The sequence below is a fragment of the Drouetiella sp. genome (genome assembly GCF_059504425.1).
The window spans coordinates 1-25,682 of record NZ_JCACIN010000065.1; the positions used below are offsets into that span (position 1 = coordinate 1).

Annotated in this window: 21 protein-coding genes, 1 tRNA gene and 1 pseudogene; 14 read left to right on the forward strand and 9 right to left on the reverse strand. The window is 51.9% G+C overall.

Features of this window, described 5'->3' with window-relative positions:
• The first annotated feature begins 225 nt into the window (after positions 1-225).
• From AC5JMP_RS15475 to AC5JMP_RS15495, 5 genes and pseudogenes are all read left to right on the forward strand, one after another.
• A complete protein-coding gene (locus AC5JMP_RS15475) occupies positions 226-2,103 on the forward strand; it encodes an ABC transporter ATP-binding protein (protein ID WP_495852382.1) in 1,878 nt (625 codons plus the stop codon).
• 31 nt (positions 2,104-2,134) lie between these two features.
• Positions 2,135-3,190 carry a glycosyltransferase family 2 protein gene (locus tag AC5JMP_RS15480; RefSeq protein WP_495852383.1) on the forward strand — a complete coding sequence of 352 codons (1,056 nt, stop codon included), beginning with the start codon at positions 2,135-2,137 and terminating at the stop codon, positions 3,188-3,190.
• A 157-nt stretch (positions 3,191-3,347) separates the two neighbouring features.
• Positions 3,348-4,343 (forward strand): aldo/keto reductase, encoded by a 996-nt coding sequence (locus AC5JMP_RS15485; RefSeq protein ID WP_495852384.1) that lies wholly within the window; start codon positions 3,348-3,350, stop codon positions 4,341-4,343.
• A 21-nt stretch (positions 4,344-4,364) separates the two neighbouring features.
• Positions 4,365-5,504: a histidine phosphatase family protein gene (locus tag AC5JMP_RS15490; RefSeq protein WP_495852385.1), complete on the forward strand. Its 1,140-nt coding sequence runs from the start codon at positions 4,365-4,367 to the stop codon at positions 5,502-5,504.
• 20 nt (positions 5,505-5,524) lie between these two features.
• Positions 5,525-6,550 (forward strand): annotated as a pseudogene (locus AC5JMP_RS15495) (NAD-dependent epimerase).
• A 25-nt stretch (positions 6,551-6,575) separates the two neighbouring features.
• Here AC5JMP_RS15495 and uvrA read toward each other — a convergent pair.
• Together uvrA and AC5JMP_RS15505 are read right to left on the reverse strand one after the other, a co-directional pair.
• A complete protein-coding gene (gene uvrA / locus AC5JMP_RS15500; RefSeq protein WP_495852386.1) occupies positions 6,576-9,725 on the reverse strand; it encodes an excinuclease ABC subunit UvrA in 3,150 nt (1,049 codons plus the stop codon).
• 233 nt (positions 9,726-9,958) lie between these two features.
• On the reverse strand, positions 9,959-10,738 hold the full coding sequence (locus AC5JMP_RS15505) for a hypothetical protein (RefSeq protein WP_495852387.1): 780 nt from the start codon (positions 10,736-10,738) through the stop codon (positions 9,959-9,961).
• 237 nt (positions 10,739-10,975) lie between these two features.
• On the opposite strand from AC5JMP_RS15505, the gene cobU reads away from it, so the two are divergent.
• Together cobU and AC5JMP_RS15515 are read left to right on the forward strand one after the other, a co-directional pair.
• Complete coding sequence (gene cobU / locus AC5JMP_RS15510; RefSeq protein ID WP_495852388.1) at positions 10,976-11,542, forward strand: bifunctional adenosylcobinamide kinase/adenosylcobinamide-phosphate guanylyltransferase; 567 nt, start codon at positions 10,976-10,978, stop codon at positions 11,540-11,542.
• Between the two features lie 134 nt (positions 11,543-11,676).
• Positions 11,677-12,090, forward strand: coding sequence for a hypothetical protein (locus tag AC5JMP_RS15515; protein WP_495852389.1), 414 nt, complete (start codon positions 11,677-11,679; stop codon positions 12,088-12,090).
• A gap of 12 nt (positions 12,091-12,102) precedes the next feature.
• Here AC5JMP_RS15515 and ftsE read toward each other — a convergent pair whose 3' ends face one another.
• The 5 genes from ftsE to AC5JMP_RS15540 form a co-directional block, all read right to left on the reverse strand.
• Positions 12,103-12,852: a cell division ATP-binding protein FtsE gene (gene ftsE, locus AC5JMP_RS15520; RefSeq protein WP_495852390.1), complete on the reverse strand. Its 750-nt coding sequence runs from the start codon at positions 12,850-12,852 to the stop codon at positions 12,103-12,105.
• Positions 12,853-13,199: 347 nt separating this feature from the next.
• Positions 13,200-14,333: an ABC transporter ATP-binding protein gene (locus AC5JMP_RS15525; protein WP_495852391.1), complete on the reverse strand. Its 1,134-nt coding sequence runs from the start codon at positions 14,331-14,333 to the stop codon at positions 13,200-13,202.
• A 51-nt stretch (positions 14,334-14,384) separates the two neighbouring features.
• Complete coding sequence (locus AC5JMP_RS15530) at positions 14,385-15,203, reverse strand: ABC transporter permease (RefSeq protein WP_495852392.1); 819 nt, start codon at positions 15,201-15,203, stop codon at positions 14,385-14,387.
• A 117-nt stretch (positions 15,204-15,320) separates the two neighbouring features.
• On the reverse strand, positions 15,321-16,196 hold the full coding sequence (locus AC5JMP_RS15535; protein ID WP_495852393.1) for an ABC transporter permease: 876 nt from the start codon (positions 16,194-16,196) through the stop codon (positions 15,321-15,323).
• 223 nt (positions 16,197-16,419) lie between these two features.
• Positions 16,420-17,658 carry an ABC transporter substrate-binding protein gene (locus tag AC5JMP_RS15540; RefSeq protein WP_495852394.1) on the reverse strand — a complete coding sequence of 413 codons (1,239 nt, stop codon included), beginning with the start codon at positions 17,656-17,658 and terminating at the stop codon, positions 16,420-16,422.
• A gap of 286 nt (positions 17,659-17,944) precedes the next feature.
• Here AC5JMP_RS15540 and AC5JMP_RS15545 point away from each other — a divergent pair, with 286 nt between their 5' ends.
• From AC5JMP_RS15545 to AC5JMP_RS15565, 5 genes are all read left to right on the forward strand, one after another.
• Positions 17,945-18,190 carry a hypothetical protein gene (locus AC5JMP_RS15545; RefSeq protein WP_495852395.1) on the forward strand — a complete coding sequence of 82 codons (246 nt, stop codon included), beginning with the start codon at positions 17,945-17,947 and terminating at the stop codon, positions 18,188-18,190.
• A gap of 136 nt (positions 18,191-18,326) precedes the next feature.
• Positions 18,327-18,980 (forward strand): thioredoxin family protein, encoded by a 654-nt coding sequence (locus AC5JMP_RS15550; protein ID WP_495852396.1) that lies wholly within the window; start codon positions 18,327-18,329, stop codon positions 18,978-18,980.
• A complete protein-coding gene (locus AC5JMP_RS15555) occupies positions 18,977-19,693 on the forward strand; it encodes a cytochrome c biogenesis CcdA family protein (RefSeq protein WP_495852397.1) in 717 nt (238 codons plus the stop codon). The genes AC5JMP_RS15550 and AC5JMP_RS15555 overlap by 4 nt, the downstream gene beginning before the upstream one ends.
• 26 nt (positions 19,694-19,719) lie before the next feature.
• Complete coding sequence (locus tag AC5JMP_RS15560; protein WP_495852398.1) at positions 19,720-20,331, forward strand: cytochrome b/b6 domain-containing protein; 612 nt, start codon at positions 19,720-19,722, stop codon at positions 20,329-20,331.
• A gap of 56 nt (positions 20,332-20,387) precedes the next feature.
• Positions 20,388-21,110: a molybdopterin-dependent oxidoreductase gene (locus AC5JMP_RS15565; RefSeq protein ID WP_495852399.1), complete on the forward strand. Its 723-nt coding sequence runs from the start codon at positions 20,388-20,390 to the stop codon at positions 21,108-21,110.
• A gap of 86 nt (positions 21,111-21,196) precedes the next feature.
• Here AC5JMP_RS15565 and AC5JMP_RS15570 read toward each other — a convergent pair.
• Both AC5JMP_RS15570 and ureC read right to left on the reverse strand, forming a co-directional pair.
• Positions 21,197-21,268 (reverse strand) — tRNA-Lys (locus AC5JMP_RS15570).
• Positions 21,269-21,329: 61 nt separating this feature from the next.
• Positions 21,330-23,039: an urease subunit alpha gene (ureC, locus tag AC5JMP_RS15575; protein WP_495852400.1), complete on the reverse strand. Its 1,710-nt coding sequence runs from the start codon at positions 23,037-23,039 to the stop codon at positions 21,330-21,332.
• Between the two features lie 107 nt (positions 23,040-23,146).
• On the opposite strand from ureC, the gene AC5JMP_RS15580 reads away from it, so the two are divergent.
• Complete coding sequence (locus tag AC5JMP_RS15580; RefSeq protein WP_495852401.1) at positions 23,147-23,293, forward strand: hypothetical protein; 147 nt, start codon at positions 23,147-23,149, stop codon at positions 23,291-23,293.
• A 47-nt stretch (positions 23,294-23,340) separates the two neighbouring features.
• Positions 23,341-25,671, forward strand: a complete 2,331-nt coding sequence (locus AC5JMP_RS15585; protein ID WP_495852402.1) for a DUF1796 family putative cysteine peptidase — start codon at positions 23,341-23,343, stop codon at positions 25,669-25,671.
• The last annotated feature ends 11 nt before the right edge of the window (positions 25,672-25,682 follow it).

Sequence of the window (25,682 nt, forward strand, 5' to 3'; positions counted from 1 at the left end):
TGTGGCGCGCTCCGCGCGCCACAAAACCCTAAAAGCTGGATTTCAAAGGCGCTCCGCGCCTTTGAAATCCAGCTTTTAGAAAAAATAGGAGGACTTTGCGGTCTACTGAGCTTACCAACTTGCCCCTTTATGAGACTAATCTCATAAAGGGTTCATTGCCAGCTTAATTAAACTTGTAAAACTTAGGGTTAGAGAAAAACCTCTTGTAATCCTTTGGAGATAGCGGTGAACAGCGAATCAACACCAGCCAAGCGACAACGCCCCAAAGACATAAAGGCAGCACTACCTGGCCTACGGCGAATTGTAGAACGGTTTTCGCCGCAGATCCGTAAGCAAGGTGCGCTACTGACCTTCTCTGTGATTGGGCTGTTTGTAGAAGTCTTGGCCAGATTGTTGGAACCCTGGCCTCTAAAGCTAATTTTCGACAATATTATTGTCCCTGGCGCTAGCGCTACGCCGAGCAGCATTCCTTGGCTGTCAAATGTTGAGCCTAATATGTTGCTAATCGGCTCAGCGCTGGCGATCATAGGCGTTGCTAGCATTCAAGCAGGTGCAGCCTACATCAGCATGGTAGGAATGTCGCTGGCGGCCAGCCGGATTGTCACTGAAATCCGGGCAACGCTCTATGCCCACCTGCAACAGCTTTCGCTTTCGTTTCACTATCGGGCTAAGGGCGGTGATTTAATTACTCGCATTACTAGCGATATCGATCGCCTCCGAGATGTGACCGTTACCGCAGCGGTACCGCTGTTTGTCAACTTAGTCACCCTTGTGGGTATGGTGGGTGTGATGTTCTTTATGGATTGGGAGCTAGCGCTAATTGCAGTGGCGATCTTTCCCATATTTATCATCTCAACCGTCAAAATCACGAAGCGGATTCACAGCATCGCTCGTCAGCAGCGCAAACGAGAGGGAGCCATGGCCGCTACTGCTGCCGAAGCGATGGGTGCCATCAAAGTTGTACAGGCGCTCTCTTTAGAGTCCATGCTTGAGGATATGTTTTCTAAAGAGAATGAGAAAAGTCTGGAAGAAGTGGCGCGAACCCAGCAACTCTCCGCCGGACTCCAGCGCACTGTAGAGCTTTTGGTCTCTGTGGCAACGGCGCTAGTGCTGTGGCGAGGCGTGCATCTGGTGATGCAGGGCAGCGCTACCGCCGGGGATCTACTGGTGTTTATTAATTACCTCAAAACAGCCTATCGCCCGACTCGTCAGTTGGCCAAACAGATGGCGATGATCTCGAAGGCAACGGCTTCCGGCGAACGAATTATTGATTTGTTGGATGTCGTCCCAGATATTCGCGATCGCAAAGGGGCGATCGCAGCACCTCCCTTCCGGGGTGGAGTCAAGTTCAAGAATATTTCTTTTGCCTACGAACCGGAAAAACTCATTTTGCAAGATCTCAGCTTTGAGGTGAAGCCAGGTCAGCGAGTGGCGCTGGTTGGCGCATCGGGAGGCGGGAAATCGACATTGGTGAGTCTGCTCCTGCGCCTCTATGACCCAACGGCTGGACAAATCCAGATTGACGGGCGCGATCTGCGAGATTACAAAGTTGCTTCCCTGCGCCAGCAAATCAGCGTCGTCCTGCAAGACAGTATTTTGTTTGGGGTGAGCGTGCGAGACAATATCGCCTATGGCAGCCTGGGAGCCAGCAATGCCCAGATTGAAGCTGCCGCTCAGCTGGCCAATGCCCATGATTTCATTACTGCCTTGCCGCAGGGCTACGACACGCTGCTAGGTGAGCGGGGAGCTACCCTTTCTGGAGGTCAGCGCCAGCGGATTGCGATCGCTAGGGCTGCCATTCGGAAAGCGCCGATTATTATTCTTGACGAACCTACCGTCGGATTGGATAACGAAAATGAGCAGGCTGTCACCGAGGCGCTCAGACGGCTTGCCCAAGGAAGTACCACGTTTTTGATTACTCATGATCTGAGAGCTGCCACCGATGCCGATCTGATCTGTTACGTTGAAGCCGGGAAGATTCTAGAAAGCGGTACTCATTTGGAACTGCTGCGATTAGGAAAGCGATACTCGGCGCTTTACCAAATTCAGAACGCGATCGGGGATCAACTCAGTCAAAAAAATCCTCTAGCTCAAAAACCTTAGCTGCACAATTCACATCATAGGAAAGGGCGTTATGTACAGTCCAGATGTAACGATCATTGTCGTTCCGCGTGAACGTTTTCAGTTTGCCCAAGAATCGCTTGAGAGTCTTTACCAGAACACGCATCATCCATTCAGTCTCATCTATGTAGACAATAACTCGCCTGTTGATCTGCAAGATTATCTCAAAACGGCAGCAAAGGAAAAAGGCTTTCAACTGTTGCGGAGCGATCGCTTTCTTTCCCCCAATCAGGCGAGAAATCTGGGCTTGAATCAGGCTAATCAGCAAACGCCAAGCAAATATATCGTGTTTGTAGACAATGACGTAATTTTTGCCCCAGGCTGGCTGACGGCTTTGGTCAATTGTGCTGAAGAGACGGCAGCCACGGTAGTCGGTTCACTGGTGTGTCAATATCGCCCTGTGCATACGATCGTTCACTGTGCTGGAGGCGAGTATATGCCGACGGAGGATTTGGCTAAATTCATCCAAGGGGTGCCGAGCGTTCCCCAAACGGCAGACATCAAGGGTAAATGGCAGGTATCAGAAAAAACCTACTTTCAGAATCGCTCTGTTGCAGAGGTGCAAGATCAGCTCAAGCGCCAGCCAACTGGATTTGTAGAGTTTCACTCGATGCTGGTTCGCCAGGACATTTTTGAGCAGATTGGCTTACTCGATGAAGGGTTTTCTTGTACCAAAGAGTACCTTGACTTTTGTATGCTGATTGCTCGCGCAGGGGGCACGATCTATTTGGAACCCGCTTCAGTCGTGACTTTTCTCACCCATCCCCCTGCACCTAGCCTTAAATGGTCGGATCTGCCCTACTTTATGGTGCGCTGGAGCGATGCTTGGGAGCGGCAGAGCCTGCTGCACTTTCAGAAAAAATGGGATCTGGTCGAGAACACATACTTTGTCAAGCGACTCCAGAAGCTAGGGCGACGGCGACGGGAGGAAGTCATTCAGCCGATCGTCAATCAGTTTAATTTTCTGAGCACAGCTAGCCGCAAATGGCTAGAGAAGCGGCTGGTTGTACTGGAAAAACGATTAAACCACTATGTCTCTGAGCGCCACAAGCGCGGCTTGGCAGACTAAAGTGCTGTAAGACTTGTCTCAAACCTCAAGACCTGTATCGAACCCCAAAAGGCGTTGCTGATTTTAGCTATGAAATTTATTTTGAGGGGCGCGCACCTCTCAAAATAAATTTCATAGCCGGATTAAGCAATGCCCCCCAAAAAATAAGGAGTAAATCATGCTGTATCGACAACTGGGCACCACTGGCTTCAACGTCTCTGCGATCGGAATGGGAACCTGGAATATTGGCAACCAGTGGGGCAAAATTGATGAGGCGATCGCATTGGCCACCGTTCGCAGAGCTTTTGAAGAGGGCATTAACTTATTTGATACAGCAGAGTCCTATGGAATTCCGACGGGTCTATCGGAAGAGCGGTTGGGTAAGGCGCTGGTCGGTATTCGCGATCGCGTTCATCTCGTCACCAAAATTGGTCGCTGGGGCAGACGCACCGGACAAATGGTGCCCATGACGACGACAGACATGATTCGACTTTGCGTTCACGCCTCGCTCTATCGGTTGCGAACGGATTACCTGGATGTGCTGCTCTGCCACGAAGGCAAAATCGAAGATCCGAGCGTTTATCTAGAAGGATTTGAGCTGCTGCAATCTCAGGGCTATATCCGTGCCTATGGCATTTCGACGGATAAACTCAAAGTGCTCAAGCGATTCAACGTGAACAACACCTGCCGCGTTGTGGAAACTGACTATTCCCTCCTCAATCGCAAAGCAGAAGCAGACTTTCTTCCCTACTGCCAGGAGCATGGCATTGCCGTGCTGGTGCGCGGCCCTCTCAAGAAAGGGCTGTTGTCGGGCAAATATTCTTCAGATACCGTTTTCACCGACACCGTTCGCTCTGAATGGTATGCAGACGAGGCCAGCAACAGCAGGCTGGAGGCTGATTTCGCCAAAGTCGATCGCCTGAAAACCTACCTGCACCCTGGTGAAGAAATGGTGACAGCAGCGCTGCGGTTTGCCATTTCTCATCCCATTCAGCCTGTGGCCATTCCGGGAGCTAAGTCGCCAGAGCAGGTGGCGATCAATGCCAAGGCAGGCGATCGGCTGCTGACGACCGTTGAACGGCTAAAGCTGATGGAGGCGATCGAGCCACCTGTCGTATTGCAGGATGCATTGCAGGATGCGCTACAGGGTTTAGCCCAGACGATTTCTACTTAAACTCACTGGAGACTAGGTTTCATGTTACCCACTCGCGTAATTTTAGTTCGACATGGGCGCAGTACCTTCAATGAGCAAGGGCGTTATCAAGGCAGTTCTGATACTGCGGAACTCACAGAATCTGGAATGATAGCGGCTCGTCAAGTTGGCAAAGCGCTGCGGGATGTGGCGATCGACGCACTCTATGTCAGCCCCCTCAAGCGGGTTCAGCAGACAGTTGATTCCATTCTGCAAGGTATGGAACGTGAAATTCCATCGATTCATACTTGCTCCCTGCTGCGTGAAATTGATCTGCCCGCATGGGAAGGTATGCCTTTCAAGACAGTTCGCGAAGAATATGCTGCTGACTATCGCTGTTGGAAACTGCGCCCGCATGAGTTTCAAATGGTTGAGCCTTCGGGCTATCACGCCGCTCATGGGGCAACGGCTCTGGCCACGCGACCGCGCTATCCCGTGCTGGACTTGTACGATCGCGCCCAGCAATTTTGGCAGGATGTCCTGCCACGCCATGCCGGACAGACCCTCCTGATCGTCAGTCATGGTGGCACCAATCATGCGCTCATCAGTCAGGCGATCGGGCTTCCGGCAGCGCAGCATCATTGTCTACAGCAGTCAAACTGCGGTATTAGCGAGCTGATCTTTACCCATCCTGATCGTCCAGCAACGCTAACGGCAATGAACTTAACGCATTCGTTAGGAGAATCGCTGCCTAAGTTAAAAGAAGGTAAGCAAGGCATTCGTTTGATCTTGCTTCCGTCTGGCGACATTAGTCCCACACTCGTAGATGCGATGAGAGACATCGCAATTGATTTCAGCATCAGCTCAGATGCAGCTCAAGTAAATCTTCAAAAAGTGCTTCAAAACCATCCTCAAGCCGTTCAGTTACATATCGCCTCAGACGATAGCCTCTTGGGTTGGCAACAGGCACTTGCAAATCATTCAGCCTCAGAATCCCATCCTGCTCCTTTGGTGACGGGATTGGTCATGGCTGAAACATCTGTTCTGCAACAATTCATTGCCAAAACCCTGGCTTTTCCTCAGACTCACTATCCTCGAATTTCTCTCTGTTTCAACACGCTCACTGTTCTGCACTATCCTGCGATCGAGCATTTTCCTATCCTACAATCGCTCAACTTCCACCTTCCCTTGCGGTCTATTTAGTTTCTGAGCAGGAGTCTTTTATGTCCCCCATTCTTGTAACCGGAGCTGCTGGTTTTATTGGCTTTCATGTGTGCCAAAAACTGCTAGAGCGCGGCGAAACGGTGATTGGAATTGATAACCTGAGTGATTACTATGATGTCAATCTCAAGTGCGGGCGGCTAGCAAAGCTCACGCATTCAAACTTTCGGTTTCATAAGCTAGATATTGCCGATCGCACAGACATGGCCGATCTATTCAACCAATATTCCTGCGATCGGGTTATTCATCTGGCTGCCCAAGCCGGAGTCCGCTACTCGCTCAAAAACCCTCATGCTTATGCAGACAGCAACCTGGTTGGGTTTGTCAATGTCCTAGAGGGCTGTCGGCAAAATCAGATTCAGCATTTAGTCTACGCCTCCTCTAGCTCTGTCTATGGGGCTAACCGCACGATGCCTTTCTCGACGCAGGACAATGTTGATCACCCGATTAGCCTTTACGCCGCCACCAAAAAAGCAAACGAGCTAATGGCGCATACCTACAGCCATCTTTATGGTATTCCCACAACCTGACTGCGTTTCTTCACGGTTTACGGCGAATGGGGAAGACCCGACATGGCGGCTTTTAAATTTACTCAGGCTATTCTCGAAGGTCGCCCGATCGAGGTTTATAACTACGGCAAAATGCGCCGCGACTTTACCTACATTGATGACATTGTGGAAGGGGTCATTCGTGTTCTCGATCGCCCTCCCATAATTGCAGCATCGGCTCATCCTGAAGCAATCCGACCGCCATACCGCCTTTACAATATTGGCAATAATCAACCCGTTGAGCTTCTACGCTTTATTGAAGTGCTTGAAGATTGCCTGGGCATGAGCGCCAAGAAAAACTTGCTGCCGCTACAGCCGGGAGACGTGCTTGAGACTTATGCAGATATCGATGATTTGGTGCGAGATGTTGGTTTTCAACCCAGCACCCCAGTTGAAGTTGGGCTACCGCGCTTCGTCAACTGGTACCGTGAACGCTACACTAACCCTGTTCGCTTGCCTGCGGCGAATCATGCTCTCTGACAATGGGATGGGCAATCGCAAGCTTCTAAGAAACTGCCGCAGGTGGATGCTGTGCCAACACTTTCTTTAGGTAGCGCCCTGTGTGCGATCGCTCGTTTTTGGCAACCTGTTCGGGTGTGCCAACTGCCACCAGTTCGCCACCGCGATCGCCGCCGTCAGGACCTAGATCAATTACCCAGTCCGCACAGCGAATCACGTCCAGATTGTGTTCGATCACTAGAATCGAGTTACCCATGTTTGCCAGACGTTGCAGTACGTCCAGCAGCTTGTGAACATCGTAGAACGAGAGTCCAGTGGTTGGCTCGTCAATCAGATACAGCGTTTTGCCTGTGGCGCGGCGTGAGAGTTCCGTTGCTAGCTTCAGGCGCTGAGCCTCTCCGCCCGAAAGGGTTGGAGCCGTTTGTCCTAGCCGCACGTAGCCCAAACCCACATCCACCATGGTTTGCAGCCTTGCCGAGGCTTTGGGGATATTCTGAAAGAAGTCCAGCGCTTCCTCTGCCGTCATGTTCAGAACGTCAGAAATGGATTTGCTCTTGTACTTCACCTGCAAGGTTTCCCGGTTGTAGCGCGCGCCTTTGCAGACCTCGCACTGAACATAGACATCCGGCAGGAAGTTCATTTCAATCACGTTCACGCCCTGACCACCGCAAGCTTCACAGCGCCCGCCCTTGACGTTAAACGAGAACTGTCCTGGCTTATAGCCCCTGGCTTTGGCTTCGATCGTTTCAGAAAACAGGTCACGGATAATGTCAAACACTCCGGTATAGGTGGCGGGATTCGATCGCGGTGTCCGACCGATCGGCGATTGGTCAATCACAATCACCTTGTCCAGTGCATTGAGTCCGCTCAGGTCGCCCATGTCTTTGGGATAGGGAATCTTGTGCCCAAAATGGTGCTGAAGTGCCGGAAACAGCAGCTCGTTCACCAGCGTAGACTTGCCAGAACCAGAAACCCCCGTGACAGAAACCAGCTTACCCAGAGGAATTTCAACATCCAGGTGGTGAAGATTGTTGCGATGGGCATCATGCATATGCAGCGATCGCCCATTTCCCTCCCGTCGCTGAGCCGGAGTATCAATCACGCGCCGTCCTGAGAGGTAGGCACCCGTTAAAGACCGCTCGCACTTCAGCAAATCTTCTAGGCTGCCTTGAGAGACAATTTCGCCGCCGTGAACTCCGGCTCCAGGCCCGATGTCCACCAGGTAGTCAGCGGCTCGGATCGTATCCTCGTCATGTTCCACCACAATCAGCGTATTGCCCAAATCCCGCAGCTTGTTCAGCGTGTTTAACAGGCGATCGTTGTCTCGCTGGTGTAGTCCAATGCTGGGTTCATCTAAGACGTACAACACGCCCGTCAGACCTGCGCCAATTTGGGTCGCCAGCCGAATGCGCTGAGCCTCGCCACCAGAGAGAGTCATAGCGGTGCGATCGAGCGTCAGGTAATCCAGCCCCACGTCCAGTAAAAACTGAAGCCGCGCCCGAATTTCCTTCAGCACCAGTTCACCAATTTGGGCTTGGCGAGAGGAAAGCTGCAAATTATTTACCCGCTCCAAGCAGTCCCGGATTGAGGCGCTGGTAAAATCCTTGATTCGATATTGCCCCATGCGCACCGCTAGGGACTCTGGCTTGAGGCGATCGCCTCCGCAAACTTCGCAAGGCTGATCGATCAAATACTGCTCCAGCTTTTGCTTGTACAGGTCTGACGTGGTTTCCTTGTACTGCCGCTCTAGCATGGGCAACGCTCCCTCATAAGCGCGATGGTAGCCCTTGTTATCTCGGTAGCGAGAGTCCGACTCAATATAGATTTTCTCATCAGAGCCATGCAAAACCACCTGCTGCTGATCGGGAGTCAGCTTGTCCCAGGGAGTCTGAATTTCAAAGCCAAACGCCTGCCCGACGCTATAAAGCAGCGAGAAATAGTAGGTATTGTCCTTGTCTGACCAAGGGGCGATCGCCGCATACACAGGCAAACTTGGATCGGGCACCACCAGCTCTGCCGAGAACCGCCGTAGGCTGCCCAATCCATGGCAATCCGGACAGGCACCATAGGGCGAGTTGAAGGAAAATAGCCGGGGAGAAAGCTCTTCCATCACGGCTCCATGTTCTGGACAGGCAAAGTTTTCTGAGAATACCAGGTCGTAAGTTTTAGGCTGATCGCTGGGCGAATCTGGAGCAGGGTTAGGCGGCTGACCGTAGCGTCCGGCAGGTTCGGCAGCGATCGTAGACAGGACTGCAAGCTGCACGTCTGGATTGGGGGAAGGAAACTGGACGACGTTATCGCTTGCTTCGGTCGGAGTCACCTCAATGACGGCGATACCTTCCGATCGCTTGAGGCAGGTCGAGAGCGAATCCACCAGCCGCTCCTGGATACCATCTTTGCGGATCAGGCGATCGACCACAATTTCAATATTGTGGCTCTGATTTTTCTCCAGCTCGATTGAGTCAGATAGTTCCCGCACTTCGCCATCTACCCGCACCCGCACAAACCCCTCAGAGGCGAGACTAGACAACATTTTCTTGTGGGTGCCCTTCTTGCCTCGCACGACTGGAGCCAAAATCTGAAACTTAGTGCGATCGCCCAACGCCATAATTTGATCGACCATCTGATCGAGCGCCTGAGGCACAATCGAGCGATCGCAATGGGGGCAGTGCGGTTCTCCAGCACGTCCGTAGAGCAGCCGCAGGTAGTCATAGATTTCTGTCACCGTACCCACCGTCGATCGCGGGTTGTGGGATGTCGATTTTTGATCGATAGAGATAGCTGGGCTTAACCCCTCGATCGCGTCAACGTCCGGTTTGTCCACCTGCCCCAAAAACTGCCGCGCATAGGCGCTGAGGGATTCGACATAGCGCCGCTGTCCTTCGGCAAAAATCGTGTCAAATGCTAGAGAGGATTTGCCTGAACCGGAGACTCCCGTAAATACAATAAGGCGATCGCGGGGTAGCTCTAGGTCAATATTTTTCAGGTTGTGCTGACGCGCTCCCCGGATACGAATCGTGTTGGGAGAAGACTTTGATTGAGGCTTAGCGCGCGATTGGGCAGCCCTACCATTGCCGTTAAGAGTTTCAGCACTAGCGACCTCTGGGTTCAAGGTCTGCTCTAAATCGGGGCTTAGATTTAAGACCTCAGCTTTTTTAGAAGAGGTATTACGCTTTGGCTCGGTGCGCTTGGGCATGGCGGGGCAATAGGGGGCTGCTACGAGCTACAAAAAATGGTTCTTAACAATTCTATCGTCAACTCATCTGAAATCTGGTTGACACGGTTCAAGACGTCTAGCGAATTCCGCAATTATCACACAGTCATTTCGCAATCAATGATACCGCGATCGCGCAAGTTAGTACATCAGTCCTAAGGAGCAGGGCTGAATTTAAAGCCAAAGGCTAATTTTAGAGCTAAAGGAAGGTGCGGCTACTCTTCTAGCTGGCTGTGGAGTAAAGTCAGGGTTTGAACCAACTGCTGGAGGCGGTTCTCTAAGACCTGCTTTTTGTCGAGCAAAATGCGCAGTTTTTGGTAGCGGGCGATCGCCAAACTTACGTAAGGAACCTGCTGTGCCGGACAAGAGCGTGACCAAAGCTGACCCTCTGCATCTAAGCCACAGAGCCGATAGCGGGTGCCAATCGCTTCCTCCTGGGGCGCAGGTTTCGCACTGCAAATTTCTTCGATGTAGTCCATGAGCTGATCAACCTCAGCATGACGCAGGGTCGCTCCTCTATCCGGCTGCACAATTTGCGGCGTGCCAGGAGAATAAGACTCTAGCCAACCCTCGACGATCGGGCCTTCTTCGTAGAGCGATCGAATTTGCTGAATAATTTGCTCTAAATCCTGCTGCCAGCCCGTGACTTTTGCCTCAATTTCTTTGAGCAAGTTCGCTGCCAGACTAGGATTGGCGGCATGGCGATGACTGCTGAGGGTGGGTGGCTTCGAGCGCGGCAAAGAGAGCGTTTTGGGGTTGCCCTGTACTGGAAAAGCCTGAACTGGAATTTGACTTGAAACGGGCTGTGCTGAAGCGGGTCGAGATGGATAGTCTAATATTTCATGAGATTGAACATAGGCAAGCTGACTATCGCCAGTTTGCGAATGAATAGACTGCGGATGAAAAAGCTGAGGCTCATGGGCAATTGGGTGAAAACCCTCACTGAGGTTGAGTCGACCTAGCGTTGCCTCAATTCGTTTTAGTTCAGGTTTCATCGTTCGCCCCTATCCCTCAACAGGCATCAAAACTTCAAGGCTCAAGACTTCAAAACGGTTGGCAAAGGCACTCTCTACGTCCTATTCTAACGACTTCTCTTCTGTAAGATTACAGGTAGTCCTCAAAAGGTAATGATTTTATGTTGTGGGGCTTCTCCCCACAACATAAAATCATTACCCCAATACCACTGCCAGATTATGTTTTAAGCTAATAAGTCATGCAAAAAGCTGAAGGCTATGATTCTCCCCTCTCCGATCGCCCAAGTTATTCTAGTCACGGGAGCCGCCCGTTCTGGAAAAAGCGAGTGGGCAGAAGCTCTAGCCGTTCAATCGGGCAAGTCGGTGGTTTACGTAGCAACGGCGCAAACCGATCCGCAAGATTTGGAATGGCAAAGTCGAATTCTCTTGCATCAACAGCGTCGTCCGGCAACCTGGCAGACTTTAACCGTGCCGATCGCCCTCACCACAACGCTTCAAGCGGCAACTCCTTCAGAATGTTTGTTAGTGGATTCTTTGGGCACCTGGCTGGCAAACTTGCTAGACCAAAGCGAATCGGATTGGCAGCAGACGGTTCAAGAGCTTTTGCTTAGCCTGTCTCAAGTTCAGGCTCAGGTCATCTTCGTGGCTGAAGAAACGGGTTGGGGAATCGTTCCTGCATACCCAATCGGTCGGCTGTTCCGCGATCGCTTGGGCAAGCTGATCCGGCAAATTGGGGCGATTGCCAATCCGGTTTATCTGGTGACAGGAGGATATGCGCTGAACTTGAGCCAGTTGGGTACACCGCTACCAGAGCTAAAGTTTTAGATTTTGGATTCAATCTAAATTTCGAAACCCCAGGCAATTACTTAACTTTAGCTATAGATTTCAACTGGGCAAAACGGGTAAGTTATAGATAGGGCTAAGCAATATTTGTCCTCAATTTACGCCCTCTTGCGCTTATGGCATCTTTTGAACAAGTCAAACGCTACCTTGCCCACTGGTTTCAATTGGGTAGAAAAGTGAAGATTGGCACTGCTGAGGAGCTTTTGCCTAAGTCAGTACTTCAGGGCGATCGCTACAGCCCTGAGTTTGAACAATGCTGGGCGCAAATACTGCAATCCAATCTGGAGAAATGCTACCTGGAGGGCACGAACCAGACTTTGAGTGAGCTATTGCAGCCCACTTGGGAAATCAACCCTTGCGCCCGGTGCGAAATGCCTGTTCCTATTCTGTCGGTTGGGGTGCAGCCTCTAGAGTGCCCCTGTGCCGACCTGCCTCTCTGGCCCGACACCGAACTGCCGCAGCCGCGATCGCCCATAGGCAGCCGCGATCGCCTAGCTGACATTCGCGATCGGCTGGCACAGCGCAAATAGATTGCAGATTGCCTAAGCCTGAACGCGATAGAGCCGCCCGTTTCGCACTTGCACCACCGGATGGTTGGACAGTCTGACCAACTGTTCATCATGGGTCGTCACCACAACCGTAATGCCGATCGCGTTTAGCTTTCTGAGGATTTTAATCACCTGCCAGGAGTTATCGGGGTCAAGATTTCCGGTCGGTTCATCTGCCAATAGCAACGGTGGCGTGTTAACTACGGCACGAGCAATGCTGACGCGCTGCTGTTCGCCACCCGAAAGCTGATCGGGGAAACAGTCTGCTTTGTGCTGCAATCCCACCATTTTCAATGCCGGGAGCAGACGACGATGCACTTCTTTGCGGGTAAAACCCTGCGCCCACAGCACAAACGCCACGTTCTCGGCTACGGTACGCCGGGGAATTAGCTTATAGTCTTGAAACACAATGCCGATTTGTCTACGCAGCATCGAGAGCTGATTGCCGCGTAAACTGGATACAAGATCGCCATTCACCGCGATCGTCCCTTGAGTCGGCTGTTCTTCGCCATACAGCAGCTTTAGCAAAGTCGATTTACCAGAGCCAGAAGGCCCAGTGATAAACAAAAATTCTCCTTTGCGAATATTCAAGTCTACATCTGCCAGAGCTTGACAGCCGTTCGTGTAAACCTTTGTCACCTGCTTTAGGCTAACCATTACGTCTGCCTGTGGAATAGCCGAGTTTTGCTCGGACGGGCTGGATTGAGAAAGGCGGGGCGATCGCTCAGTGGTACTTTGAGACATATTTTTAGAGACACTGCATCCAGGAACTAGGCGCTGAAATCGGTCTAGCCGTGGTTCATTTTATCTGAAACATTGAAGACTGGAGAGCGATCGTTAGAGTTCGCAAAATATAGCAACTGCCAAGGCGGTTGCTATATTTTGCGCTACGCGCTTAGATCCAACGAGTTATTTTTTGAGAGCCGCGCGGAGCGCGGCTCTCAAAAAATAACTCATCCTAACTCAATTACGTAATGCTATGGCTGTATTCACAGCAGTTAGAACGGGGACGTTTTTGAGGGCGCGCGGAGCGCGCCCTCAAAAACGTCCTAAGCCCGATGATTATGGCTATACCTATCACCTTAGAAACTCTAGACTACCGATCGCACCTGTTTGTGGGGTAGCGCAGATTGCGGAGCGGCAGGGGCGATCGCCAATACGCGACACTGGTCGGCAGGAAATCCTAACTGCACCACCTGACCTGAGGTAAATTGCTCTGCCTGAGCCGTAGGCACATCGACGTTGAGATAAAACTCCCCCACCAGCACCGACAGCCGCACTACCGAACCTAGGAAAATCCGGCTCGTCACCAACCCGCTTAGCAGGTTGTAATCTGCGGGTATTGAATCCTCTGGCCTAAGAACCGTGATGCTTTCAGGACGCACCAGCACCAAAACATTTGTGCCGTTAGATATCTCCATCGTTTGAGTTCGCAAAAACTCATCGGGGATTTGCGTATTAGGGTGGGCTGAAACTCGCACCTGTTCCCCTTCCCAAACTCCCGGAATCTGATTCATCGCACCAATAAAGGAGGCAGTAAAGGCAGTGCTTGGGGTGAGATAGATTTCTTCAGGAGTGCCCGCCTGATCGATACGTCCTTGGGACATGACAACGACGCGATCGGAAATGGACAGTGCCTCTTCCTGATCGTGCGTCACAAACAGCGTGGTGATATCCAACTGCTGCTGAATCCGGCGAATTTCATTTCTCAACTGTAAGCGTACCTTGGCATCCAGAGCAGAGAGCGGCTCATCCAGCAGCAGCAGCCGAGGCGAAATGGCTAAGGCGCGCGCCAAGGCAACCCGCTGCTGCTGTCCACCCGACATCTGATGGGGATAGCGATCGCCCATCCCCGAAAGTCCCACCAGCTCCAGCATTTCATGGACACGAATCCGCTGTTGCCCATGAGACAACCGCTTCACCCGCAACCCAAAGGCGATATTTTGCCCTGCCGTCATGTGGGGAAATAGGCTGTAGGACTGAAACACCATGCCCATATCTCGACGGTTTGCTGGGATGTGGGTGATGTCCTGTCCTTCCAGAAGAATGGAGCCGCCCGTTGTTTTTTCAAATCCAGCAATCATTCGGAGAATCGTTGTTTTGCCGCACCCGGAAGGTCCTAGCAGCGAAATAAATTCTCCAGCAGGAATCTGAAGATTAACATCCTGTACCGCCATGACAGATCCGTAGGATTTGAAGAGATGAACCAGCTCTAGATAGGACATAGCGGTAAAGGGTGAAAGCTAAAGAACAAAGAGAGATAAATACAGCAAGCACTAATTTTTTCCGCGAGTAAAAACCACGAGCAGCCATGCCGCCAGCCAAGTCGCAACGAAAGAAAGTAACGACATTACTACCGAATATTGAGGCTGATAGGAGTAAAGCTGTTGAATGTAAAGAGGAAAGGTTTGGTAGGAAGAGCCGACGAGAAATAGCGCCAGAGTGAACTCGCCAAACACAAAGGAAAATACCAGCAGCCCACCGCTAATCACCCCCGACCAGACACAGGGCAAAATGATCTCAATAAAGATTCTCCACCAGCTTGCTCCTAAGCTCTCGGCGGCTTCTGTCAGGGTTAAGACATTGGCTCCCTGAAGGCTATTCTCAACGGCGCGGTAGGCAAAAGGTAAAGTGACGATCGCATAGGCTCCAATCAAGAGCTGTGGCGTACCCGTCAGCGCCAAAGGCGGCGTAGTAAATACCTGAATTAAGCCAATACCCAGCGTTACAGCAGGTACCACAAACGGTAGTAGCGACAGCATTTCCATCAGCGGCAGCAGCCAACGCGCCTTCAGGTATGCCCAGTACAGCGTAAAGGTGGTAAGGGTGAGGGTAATGGCGATCGTCCACAGTCCGGCAAACAGCGAGTTACCCAAGAAGCTGTAGAACGAAGGGTCAGCAAAGGCATCTCGATAAAACTGAAAGCTGATGCCGTTAGCGGCACGAGTGCTAAACCGCAACAGACCCACGATTGGAATAAAAATATAGATCAACAGCGCCGCGATTAGCACCAGCCTCCAAGTGCCCTTCTTGGGGCGATCGGCAGTCTGAGCAGGAGCGTGAGCAGGTGGGGAAGTCAGAGGCGCGATCGTCATGGGTTTGACCTATGCTATTTCATCTAGCGGCGGTGTCTCAAGTGGGCTGTTGATTTTATGAAAGGAGCGCGGCACTCTCTTTAGAAGATCAATAAAAAATCAACCCCGTCTAGAACATCACCTCATCCAGCGACGGGCACGTTGATTGGTGATCTGGTAAATGATGACGGCGATCGCCAGCACCACAGTCATCTCAACGGCAAGGGCATTTGCCAGACCGGGGTTAAAGTCCGTTTGCCCCTTCACTAGAAAGGTAATCTTGATCGTGATGAGATTCAGCGCTCCTCCTGCTAACGCGAAGGCAGTCGCCTGGGCACCAAAGGCATTGGCAAACAGCAGCGCCATACCGCCAATTATGGAAGGCATCAAAATTGGAATCGCCACCCAGCGCCAGAACTGACCGTTGGTTGCTCCCAAGCTCTCGGCAGCTTCGCGCCACTGCTGCCGAAACCGCTGTACCGAGGGCAACATCAGCAGCAACATCAGCGGCCACTGGAAATAGGTGTAGGTAAGAATTAACCCCAGGTTGCCGTAAATGGTGAAACCCTGCTTATACAGGTCAAAGCCGCTCGCCCGTAACAGTTCTGTCACCCAGCCTGAATTTCCCACCGTGGCGATCATGGCAAATGCCAAAGGCACCCCGCCCCAGTTCGCCGCCACACTCGCCAGAGTCAGCAAACCATTGTTAGGGCTAGAAGTTCCCCAAGCAAGGGCGATCGCTGTCAAAGTGCCCAGCACCCCGCCTAAGACCGCCGTCACCAGAGAAATCTGTAGCGTTGTGGAAAATGCCCGCAGATACTCGCCGCGCATGGTGCCCCAGTAATTGTTCAGCGACCAGCCCTGATCGGTCTGAAAAGAGCTAACCACCATCAGCAGAATCGGCAGCACCAAGAATGCAATCAACCCGATCGCCATGGGAGCCAGTCCTAGCGCCGTAGAAACCCAGGGATAGCGTACCCAAAACGATCGGGTTGGTTTGATTGCCAGACTCATAAGGATACCTATAGAGCAACAGGATGCGTTAATGCCTAGAAGAGAGTTGGGGGATAGGGTGGATGGGTGGGGGAGTGGATGGGTAGAGGAGTGGATGGGTGGGGGAGTAGATTGGGAGAAAAGATAGATCAGGGAGAGGGAAAGTTATTCATCCCCTCATCCACCCTTTCTCCTCATTCACCCATCTACCCATCCACCCATCCACCCTCTCCCCTCATCCCCTCTACTGCCCCAGAACCTTCGGCCCCCATTGCTCGGTGACGATTTTCTTAGCGGCTTCCAGCTTTTGGGTATCAACGATCGCCGGAACTACTTTTTTGTACTGCGCCGCATCGGGCAGCTTGGCTTTGATGTCCGCCGGAATCGTCAGTTTGTCAATCAATGTAGGACGCACATAGCCCTTCAGCATCTCTAGCTGACCCTCATCTGAGAAGATGTACTCCTGGAAGAGACGAGCCGTGTAGGGATGGGGCGCCACTCGGTTGATGATTTGCGCATAGCTAGTGGCGACGGCACCGTCTTCGGGAATCACCACCTCAATTTTGGGATTGCCTGCAAACTTGTCGCGATCGGTCAGCCCCAAGAAATCAGGTTTGATGGCAATGCCGACCTCACCCGACTGCAAACCAGCCGTGTCGGCTTTCGCTGGGGTAAAGTTGCCCTGCTTTTTCAGCTTGGCAAAGGCATCTACACCTTTCTCGATATCATCAATGCTGCCGCCGTTGGCATAAGCTGCCGTGATTACTGCCAGTAACGCACTGTTCGACTGGCGCGGATCGCCGTTGATCGCCACCATGTTAGAAAAATTGCCTGACAGCAGTTCTGCCCAGGATTTTGGCACCGATCCCGCTTTTTTAGGATTCACGGCAAACGCCAAAACGCCGCCGTAGTTAGAAGCCCAGTGTCCATCCGGATCTTTGAGATTGTCTGGAATATCTGCCCAGCGAGACACCTTGTAAGCCGCCGTTGCTCCCTTTGCCTTGGCTTCAGGGCCGAACAGAATTCCCACATCGGCGATGTCGCCCACAGGCTTGTTCACTTCTGCCAAAAACTTCTGCACTTCCTCAGCAGAAGATAAACCGCCCTCTGGTTCATAGATGCTGGTGATACCATACTTCGTCTTTAGACTGTCAAAGCAGCCTTTCCAGTTTGCCCAATCGGGCGGCATTCCGTAGGCGCGGAGCTGTCCTTCTTGTTTTGCCTTAGCGATTAGTTCCTCCATGGCGATCGTCACGGGCAGCTCGCCTGTAGTGGGGCTAGCTCCAGAAGCCATGTTAGAACCAGGAGACATGCTAGAGCTGGGCGATGAAGTAGAAGTCGTAGACTGAGTGCAAGAGGCAACTTGGGTGATGAGAGCGCCTGTACTAAAGGCAGCGCACCACTTCAAAAAACTGCGCCGCCTCAATAAAGAAGCTGTGAATTTGGCAATGTATTGCTCAGCTTCGTCAGGATACTGTCTCATAAAACCTCGCTCAGGTGAAGATGCCAGTATCTTAGAAGAACTCTGGAATCGAATGAGTTAAGGATTCAATAAGTTGAGATTAACAGCACAAGATTGAGTTTTCTTATGCGTCATTAAGCTGCCTCTCAGGTTATCCGCCAATACTGTGAATTGTCGGAGTCGCGCACTGCTCATGCCTTTAAGATTCGCTGAGGTTACGACTAGCAGATTTTTGGGCAATGTCGTGCTGACGGCAAGATTACTCAGCTTATTGTGCCGCTTAACCCACTATTTTGGAGAAAAAATAATGAATCAGAAAATGCTTGGCTTGGTAGCTGGTTTGGCGCTTGTCGTCAGTTTGTCTGCTTGCTCAACAGATGCTACCACGTCTCAGCCTGCACCCGCTTCTCCTGATGCAATGCAGAGTCCGGCCGACGCTATGAACAAAGGCGACGCAATGAACCAAGGCGATGCCATGAACAAGGGCGACGCCATGAATAAAGGCGATGCCATGAATAAAGGCGACGCAATGCAGCAAACCCCAGCGAAGTAATCAAGTTTGAGCCAAAGGCGCATACTGCTTAAAACAGACGGTGGGAGCTTAGGTAAAACTTAGGCTCCCGGAGGGAACAGAGGCTAATTTCTCATTACTTCTCATTACTAACGATCTATTTATTCAGGTGAATATTATGAAAGACGACTGGGCAAATTCCGATCCTCCCAATCGACGTAAAGTTCTGAGATACTTGGGTGTTGGGGCATTGGGTGCAGCAGCAGCAGCCGGAATTCACTACTTTAATCGTGAGCCAGATGCGGCACAAGCTAAATCTGGACGAACCAGTTCGGTCAATCTGTCCCCGGCTGAGGTGGCTCAACTGTCTGCCGCCAATCTGCCCCCCGCTAGAGGAATTCTGCCTGAGTTTCAAGGCATTCAGCAATGGCTAAATTCTGAGCCGCTGACGATCGCCGGACTCAAGGGCAACGTGGTCATGGTACAGTTCTGGACATTTTCCTGTATCAACTGTCAGCGAACCTTGCCCTACTTAGTGGAATGGCATCAAAAGTATGCTTCCCAAGGACTTAGAATCGTGGGCGTTCAAACGCCAGAATTTCCCTTTGAGCGAGATATTGGCAACATCCAGAACGCCTTAGAGCAAGCTAAAATCACTTACCCGATCGCTGTAGATAACGATTTCAAGACCTGGAAAGCATACCAAAATCAATACTGGCCGCATCTATTTTTGGGCGATCGTCAGGGACAGCTCCGCTATGACCATATTGGAGAAGGAGCCTACGCAGAAACCGAAGCTCTGATCCAACAGCTACTGGCAGCTGGGCAATGATTCTTGCTGTATCTTCCCTAGCTCTCTCGCCTCTGTCTGGTGGGCTGGCGTTTTTGGGCGGTGTGTTGACTGTGCTATCCCCTTGCGTTCTGCCGATCGTGCCCCTCTTAGTAGGGCGATCGCTTCAATCTCACAAGCTGGCTCCTGTGGTGCTGGTGGCAGGGCTAATTTGCGGATTCGCCTTTGTGGGCAGTCTATTGGGTATCACTGCGAGCTGGTTGACCGGACTCGTCACGCTGTTGCGAAATGTGGCGATCGTGCTGTTGCTCACTCTAGGTCTACTAGCCATTTTCCCGCAGGGAAGCTATCGGCTCTTCAGCCTGCTGCCCAAGCTACCCATAACCCAGCGAACAAAGGAGCCTGTAGGGCTAATCGGCGAGTTTTGGCTAGGCACACAGCTCGGCTTGCTATGGACACCCTGTGCAGGACCTGTGCTAGGCAGTATCCTAGTTTTAGCAGCAGTGCAACATCAGGTTGGATCGGCATTTGTGCTTCTGCTGCTCTTTGGAATAGGGACAGGATTGCCCCTGTTGGCGATCGCCTATGGTGGACGCTATGTGAGTCGGCGGTTGCTGAGCTTACGCCCCCATAGCAACCTGTTACAGCGCATTGGCGGATTTCTGCTTGCCGGAACAGCGATCGCTATTCTCCTCGGCTGGGATATCAAAATTCAGCTTTGGCTAGCGCCTCTTTTTCCCCCTCTCCCCCTCTGAACTCCCACACTCATCCCCATCCTGATATGACTTCCTCACCTGCTCCTGCAAAGCGATCGAAATCGCCTCCGGTTCCCCATCAGACTATCCTCTCCAAAGTGTTTCACTGGGTCAACATCGTTAGCTTGCTGCTGATGATTACCAGCGGTCTGCAAATCTACAACGCCAATCCCGTGTTTGGCGGACGGGGCGGCTGGCGTTTTCCGCCTTTGGTGACGCTAGGCGGTTGGCTGGCAGGCGGTAGACATTGGCATTTTGCGGCTATGTGGTTCTTTGCCCTGAACTTGCTATGGTACGGTTTATATATTTTGGTGTCTCGACGTTGGAAACGACGGTTTGCTAGCGAAGCAGATCTGAAGGTGCTGCAAAAAGGGAGTAACCCCAAACGCAAGGCATATGCTTGGCATCGGGTGCTATACACCGCAGTGATTCCCATTTTGCTGCTGGCGATCTTCACGGGGCTGGGTATGTACAAGCCCGCTCAGTTTCACTGGATTGTAGATCTGTTCGGTAGCTGGCAAGCTCTACGAGTCATTCACTTTATCAGCGTTCCTACGGTGATGTTGTTTTCTATCGTCCATTCTTTCATGGCGCTCAGAGTCGGTGGCTTGCGGCTGGTTAATTCAATGTTTTGGTAAGTTGCTGAGCGGTTGTTAATCTTAATAAGATTGAAGTATTTTAATTGAGGTATTTTGTGGAACTCCCTTCAGTTTCCGATCGCTTTTTGTCTCGTCGTCGTCTGCTTCAGCTATCTGGTCTTTCAGGTCTAGGATTAGTGCTGGGTGGCTGTGCCTCCACCCTGTATGACGATGTTGTGTTTAAGACGTTTGAGCCTATCAATCAGAGCGTTGAGGAACTGCTGCTCAATCCCCAGAAGCTGATTCCCAACTTTCCAGTAAGTGCGATCGAGCCAGAGGCGCTGCTGATCAACTCTTTTCAAGGTACGCCAAAGATTGACCCTCAAGCTTACCTACTGACGGTCAACGGCGATGTCAATCATTCTTTTACCCTCAGCCTTGCCGAACTGCAAAAGATGCCTTCTACCTCTATGGTAATTCGGCATGTTTGTGTCGAGGGCTGGGCAGCGATCGTTCAGTGGGGTGGCGTGCCGCTACGCGATCTAATTGCATTGGCAAGACCCAAGGAAGGCGCAAAGTATGTCTACTTCAAGTCGGCAGATGGCTATTATGAGAGCTGGGATTTAGTCTCTTCGATGCATCCACAAACTCTAATGGTCTATCAGAAGAATGGTCAGCCTTTATCCCCCGAAAACGGTGCGCCGCTGCGACTGGCTTCTCCGATTAAACTCGGCTACAAGCAGAGCAAATGGGTGACTGAAATTACGTTGACTAAGCAGCTTTACCCGAAGAAAGGCTACTGGGAAGATTTGGGCTACGAATGGTTTGGCGGACTTTAAGATGAATACAAAGCTATTGCCTGCCTCGAATGCTCAAATTGCAGAAGCAACGATGGCGATTTTACTGTAGACCTACTTCAAAAGAATGGGTGACCTGGGACTCGAACCCAGAACCAACGGATTAAGAGTCCGATGCGCTACCATTGCGCTAGTCACCCGATCGCATTTGCAATCATAGCAGACTTTCATGATGGTCAGCATTGCTCGGTCAGCAATTGGCTAGAACAAGAAGTAACGCTGTGCCATGGGCAAACTGGTTGCAGGTTCACAGGTGAGCAGTTCGCCATCCGCACGAACTTCATAGGTTTCAGGATCAACTTCCATCTGGGGCATGGCATCGTTCAACTTCATGTCGCGCTTCGTGAGCTGCCGAATATTGCCAACGGGCACCGATCGCTTGTTCAGCTTCAGCAGGTCAGGAACGCCTTTGGCGATCGCCGCCTGAGACAGGAAGGTGAGTGAGGTGGCATGGATTGCCCCACCATAGCTGCCAAACATGGGTCGCATATGCACAGGCTGGGGCGTGGGGATACTGGCGTTGGCGTCTCCCATCTGCGCCCAGGCAATGAGACCGCCCTTAATCACCGTTTCGGGTTTGACCCCAAACATGGCAGGTCGCCAGAGGCACAGGTCAGCGAGTTTGCCCACCTCCACCGAGCCAACATGGTTAGCAATGCCGTGGGTAATCGCAGGGTTGATCGTGTACTTGGCAACGTATCGCTTGGCGCGGGTGTTGTCGTTGCGATCGCTATCTTGAGGCAACGCCCCCCGCTGCTCTTTCATTTTGTGTCCGGTCTGCCAAGTGCGGATGATCACTTCGCCGATCCGCCCCATGGCTTGCGAATCGGAGGAGATCATGCTGAAGGCTCCCAGATCGTGCAGGATGTCCTCGGCGGCGATCGTTTCTCGTCGGATGCGCGATTCGGCAAAGGCAACATCTTCAGGAATATTGCGATCGAGATGGTGGCAAACCATCAGCATATCCAAGTGTTCTTCTAGCGTGTTGACGGTGTAAGGGCGGGTGGGATTTGTGGAAGAAGGCAAGACGTTAACTTCCCCACAGACTTTAATGATATCTGGTGCATGTCCGCCTCCCGCTCCTTCCGTGTGGTAGGTGTGAATCACCCGATTTTTGAAGGCGGCGATCGTATTTTCTACAAATCCGGCTTCGTTGAGGGTGTCGGTGTGGATGGCAACCTGCACATCATATTCATCGGCAACGCTGAGGCAGGTGTCAATATTGGCAGGGGTAGTGCCCCAGTCTTCGTGGAGTTTTAAGCCAATCACGCCTGCTTCCACCTGTTCCACCAGCGCTTCCGGCTGTGCTGAGTTGCCTTTGCCAGAAAAACCAATGTTAATCGGGAAAGCATCGGCAGCTTGCAGCATTCGGTAAATGTTCCAGGGGCCTGGGGTACAGGTGGTGGCATAGGTACCAGCCGCAGGACCTGTGCCGCCGCCAATCAGGGTCGTTACGCCAGAGGCGATCGCCACTTCAATTTGCTGCGGACAGATAAAGTGAATATGGGTATCCACGCCGCCCGCCGTCAAGATCATCCCTTCTCCGGCGATCGCCTCGGTGCCAGGTCCGATAATAATATTCACATTGTCCTGAATGTAGGGATTGCCCGCTTTGCCAATGGCGGCGATTCTGCCGTCCTTGATGCCCACATCAGCTTTGACAATGCCCCACCAGTCTAGAATCAGCGCATTGGTGATCACGGCATCGACTGCGCCCTCGGCGTTGGTAATCGGCGATTGCCCCATGCCGTCCCGAATCACCTTACCGCCGCCAAACTTCACCTCGTCGCCGTAAGTGGTATGGTCCTGCTCCACTTCAATGATCAGGTTCGTGTCGGCGAGGCGGAGGCGATCGCCCACCGTAACTCCAAACGTGTCGGCATAGGCGCGGCGATCCATGCGATAACCCATCAGGCTCTCTCCATGCAAACTACATCGATATAATAGGGCGATTTTGGAACGATCGCACAACCTGCCGATTGCAAGGTTATCTCCAAGACAGATCTCCAGAGCTTTACGTGATACGGTCAAGCTCATCCGGTATGGCAACCGCCAACGCGGTTAACGGAAAATTCATGGTGGGGCGCGAAGCGCCCCACCATGAATTTCCAGAGCAAACTGGCAACAGCTCTATCGTTTTTCGGCACAGCTTAGTCTGGGGATGAATTTTTGAAATTAATAGCGCCCGTCCTTCTAAGCTAGGGAAAAACCTATGTATCGATTCCAGATTAGGGCGGAAACGCAGATGGGTGAATCCATTGCTCTGGTTGGCTCTACGTCTGAACTAGGTCAGTGGGACTTAGCGAAATCTATTCGACTCTACACCAGTGCGGATCTTTACCCGCTTTGGTGGATGGAGTCAGCGATCGATTTTCAGCAATCTCTGACATCTCCTGATGGTCAGAGATTGGAATACAGGTATGTGCGTCTGTCTGTCGATGGCGAAGCGCAGTGGGAATCGCTGGGGGCAAACCGCTGGGTGCCGATCGACTCTGACCTTCAATCCAAGACTGTTGTTGTAGATGATGGCTCCTTTGGTTATGGGCAGCCTTACCCGTTTGGATATATCGAGGCGGCGGCGGACGAGGCGGCGGTAAGCGGGTTGCCCTTAAACTACGACAGGTTCGCAGGAGACAGATTTGCAGAATTACAACCTGAAGGTCTAAAAATTGTTGTGATTGGGAGTTCTGTTGCAGTCGGTCACAAAGCTTGGCTGCTACGAGGTTGGGTAGAACGTTTGGGTCAAAGCCTCCAGGAAAAGTATGGGCACCAACTCGTGAATGTCTCTGAGGTCGGAGCAACGGTGAGCAGAACCATCAAGCGGTTTCCGTCTGTCGTTCTACCCGAACAGCCTGATATCATCATTATTGCCCTATCGCTGGGCAACGAAGGCTTTGCCTACTGTCCTCCTCACGAGCGACGAGCCGTGCAGCGACGGTTTGAAAGTGGCTTACAGCAGTTAGTAAAGATGACACGGCAGCTAGGAGCTAGTCCAGTGTTGGGCAGCGTCTATCCCCATGGCGACTACGCTCCAGAACACAATTGGCTGTTACGAGATACCCATAGCCGGATGCTAACTTGGGGGGTTCCTGTCCTGGATTGGTTGACGGCGCTAGATGATGGACAGGGGCAATGGCGAGAAGGACTATCGTTTGATCCGGCTCACCCCAATAGCCGAGGGCATCGCCTCATGTATCAGGCGATCGACTTGAGCCTTTTCCAGATCGACAAAACAGAATTAGCCGCAGAAAAACAGCGCTGGCAGCAGCCTGAAACTGCTATTTACCAAGATTCGGCAGGTTTTCAGATTTCTGCCTGGATCAAGGAGAAGCAGCTACGGATTACGAATGCATCGCCCTACAGCTACAGCATTGCTCCCTACTGGCAGGAACTTCAAGAAGCGCTACGTCAGGCTCGGTTGAGTCCGGGACTCTACATTGCAGAGCAGGGCGCAAAGCAGGGCGCAAGACAGGCTCAGCCAGAGACGCTTCCCTTCTTTGCCGTGCAGGAAGATGGCACGATCGAAACGACTCTCACGATTCCTCCCGGTAGCGATCTGAAATATACCTCTGCGTTCGATCTCTTTTCACCCCACAACTCAGATTTGCTGTTCTATGACGGAAATCTAGGGATCTTAAGAGCAGACGAACATCATCTCTGGATGGTTAACGAATCAGACCAGGAGTTCAATGTCCATCCCATGTGGCGAGAGGTGCGGAGCGCCTTAAAAGCCTTGCCAGCCGGAGTATACACCGACCCGCTGTATCCAGATGCCCCCTTTCGGACGCTGATGATTGGTCGTCATGGATTGGAGAGTCGGGTGAAAGTCTCACCGAAGTCCGCAATGCTGTTTCAATACAAATGCAGCCTATCGGACATTAGCCGTGTGGCTATCATTCCCCTGGGCGATCGCTGTGCGGTGCGGATGATGCTGTACAAGATGGAGTATGACGGCCCTGCTTTTCCATTTGATCTGACGCGCACCACGCAAATTGCCGACGTTGCCGACATGATCGAAAGCCGTTTTTATGACATGTGGAATCCCGCCTTCTTGCACTACAGTCCGGACGCAGGCAGAGTCTATCACAGCAGATGGACAGGGTTATCTTTTGCCCATGAGGTCGAGGACACTGATCACCCGCAGGAAGATATGTCTGCCGTTCATGAGCGGATGCGCGTTCGCTATTCGGCACGGGCTGAGCGATTCTGGTACACCCTACAAAACTGTGACCAGGCTCTGTTCGTTCGCACGGGCATTGCCGATCGGGGAGGCGTCATAGATCTCGCCTACAAGCTAGAAAAACACTGTCAGGGAAAACCGTTTCGCTTGCTGCTGCTCTCTCCCCAATCTTCTGATGAGTTTTCCGATCTGGCTCACGTGCTGCACTATGATTTCGAGTTCAACCCCGATCGCATGTATGAAGATCTGGGGCATTGGCTGTACTGCACCGAAGTAATGCGGGGAATTCTGGACTCGCTGGGGGTGTCTAGCAAAAATTTGTTTTGGTGCCCACCGACTCCCCCCAACGCTACACCTCATTAACTTGGCAATAA

Coding starts and splice junctions, on each gene's coding strand:
- AC5JMP_RS15480 (WP_495852383.1), top strand. CDS start 2,135: ATGTACAGTCCAGATGTAACGATCATTGTCGTTCCGCGTGAACGTTTT.
- AC5JMP_RS15485 (WP_495852384.1), top strand. CDS start 3,348: ATGCTGTATCGACAACTGGGCACCACTGGCTTCAACGTCTCTGCGATC.
- AC5JMP_RS15490 (WP_495852385.1), top strand. CDS start 4,365: ATGTTACCCACTCGCGTAATTTTAGTTCGACATGGGCGCAGTACCTTC.
- uvrA (WP_495852386.1), bottom strand. CDS start 9,725: ATGCCCAAGCGCACCGAGCCAAAGCGTAATACCTCTTCTAAAAAAGCT.
- AC5JMP_RS15505 (WP_495852387.1), bottom strand. CDS start 10,738: ATGAAACCTGAACTAAAACGAATTGAGGCAACGCTAGGTCGACTCAAC.
- cobU (WP_495852388.1), top strand. CDS start 10,976: ATGATTCTCCCCTCTCCGATCGCCCAAGTTATTCTAGTCACGGGAGCC.
- AC5JMP_RS15515 (WP_495852389.1), top strand. CDS start 11,677: ATGGCATCTTTTGAACAAGTCAAACGCTACCTTGCCCACTGGTTTCAA.
- ftsE (WP_495852390.1), bottom strand. CDS start 12,852: ATGTCTCAAAGTACCACTGAGCGATCGCCCCGCCTTTCTCAATCCAGC.
- AC5JMP_RS15525 (WP_495852391.1), bottom strand. CDS start 14,333: ATGTCCTATCTAGAGCTGGTTCATCTCTTCAAATCCTACGGATCTGTC.
- AC5JMP_RS15530 (WP_495852392.1), bottom strand. CDS start 15,203: ATGACGATCGCGCCTCTGACTTCCCCACCTGCTCACGCTCCTGCTCAG.
- AC5JMP_RS15535 (WP_495852393.1), bottom strand. CDS start 16,196: ATGAGTCTGGCAATCAAACCAACCCGATCGTTTTGGGTACGCTATCCC.
- AC5JMP_RS15540 (WP_495852394.1), bottom strand. CDS start 17,658: ATGAGACAGTATCCTGACGAAGCTGAGCAATACATTGCCAAATTCACA.
- AC5JMP_RS15545 (WP_495852395.1), top strand. CDS start 17,945: ATGAATCAGAAAATGCTTGGCTTGGTAGCTGGTTTGGCGCTTGTCGTC.
- AC5JMP_RS15550 (WP_495852396.1), top strand. CDS start 18,327: ATGAAAGACGACTGGGCAAATTCCGATCCTCCCAATCGACGTAAAGTT.
- AC5JMP_RS15555 (WP_495852397.1), top strand. CDS start 18,977: ATGATTCTTGCTGTATCTTCCCTAGCTCTCTCGCCTCTGTCTGGTGGG.
- AC5JMP_RS15560 (WP_495852398.1), top strand. CDS start 19,720: ATGACTTCCTCACCTGCTCCTGCAAAGCGATCGAAATCGCCTCCGGTT.
- ureC (WP_495852400.1), bottom strand. CDS start 23,039: ATGGGTTATCGCATGGATCGCCGCGCCTATGCCGACACGTTTGGAGTT.
- AC5JMP_RS15585 (WP_495852402.1), top strand. CDS start 23,341: ATGTATCGATTCCAGATTAGGGCGGAAACGCAGATGGGTGAATCCATT.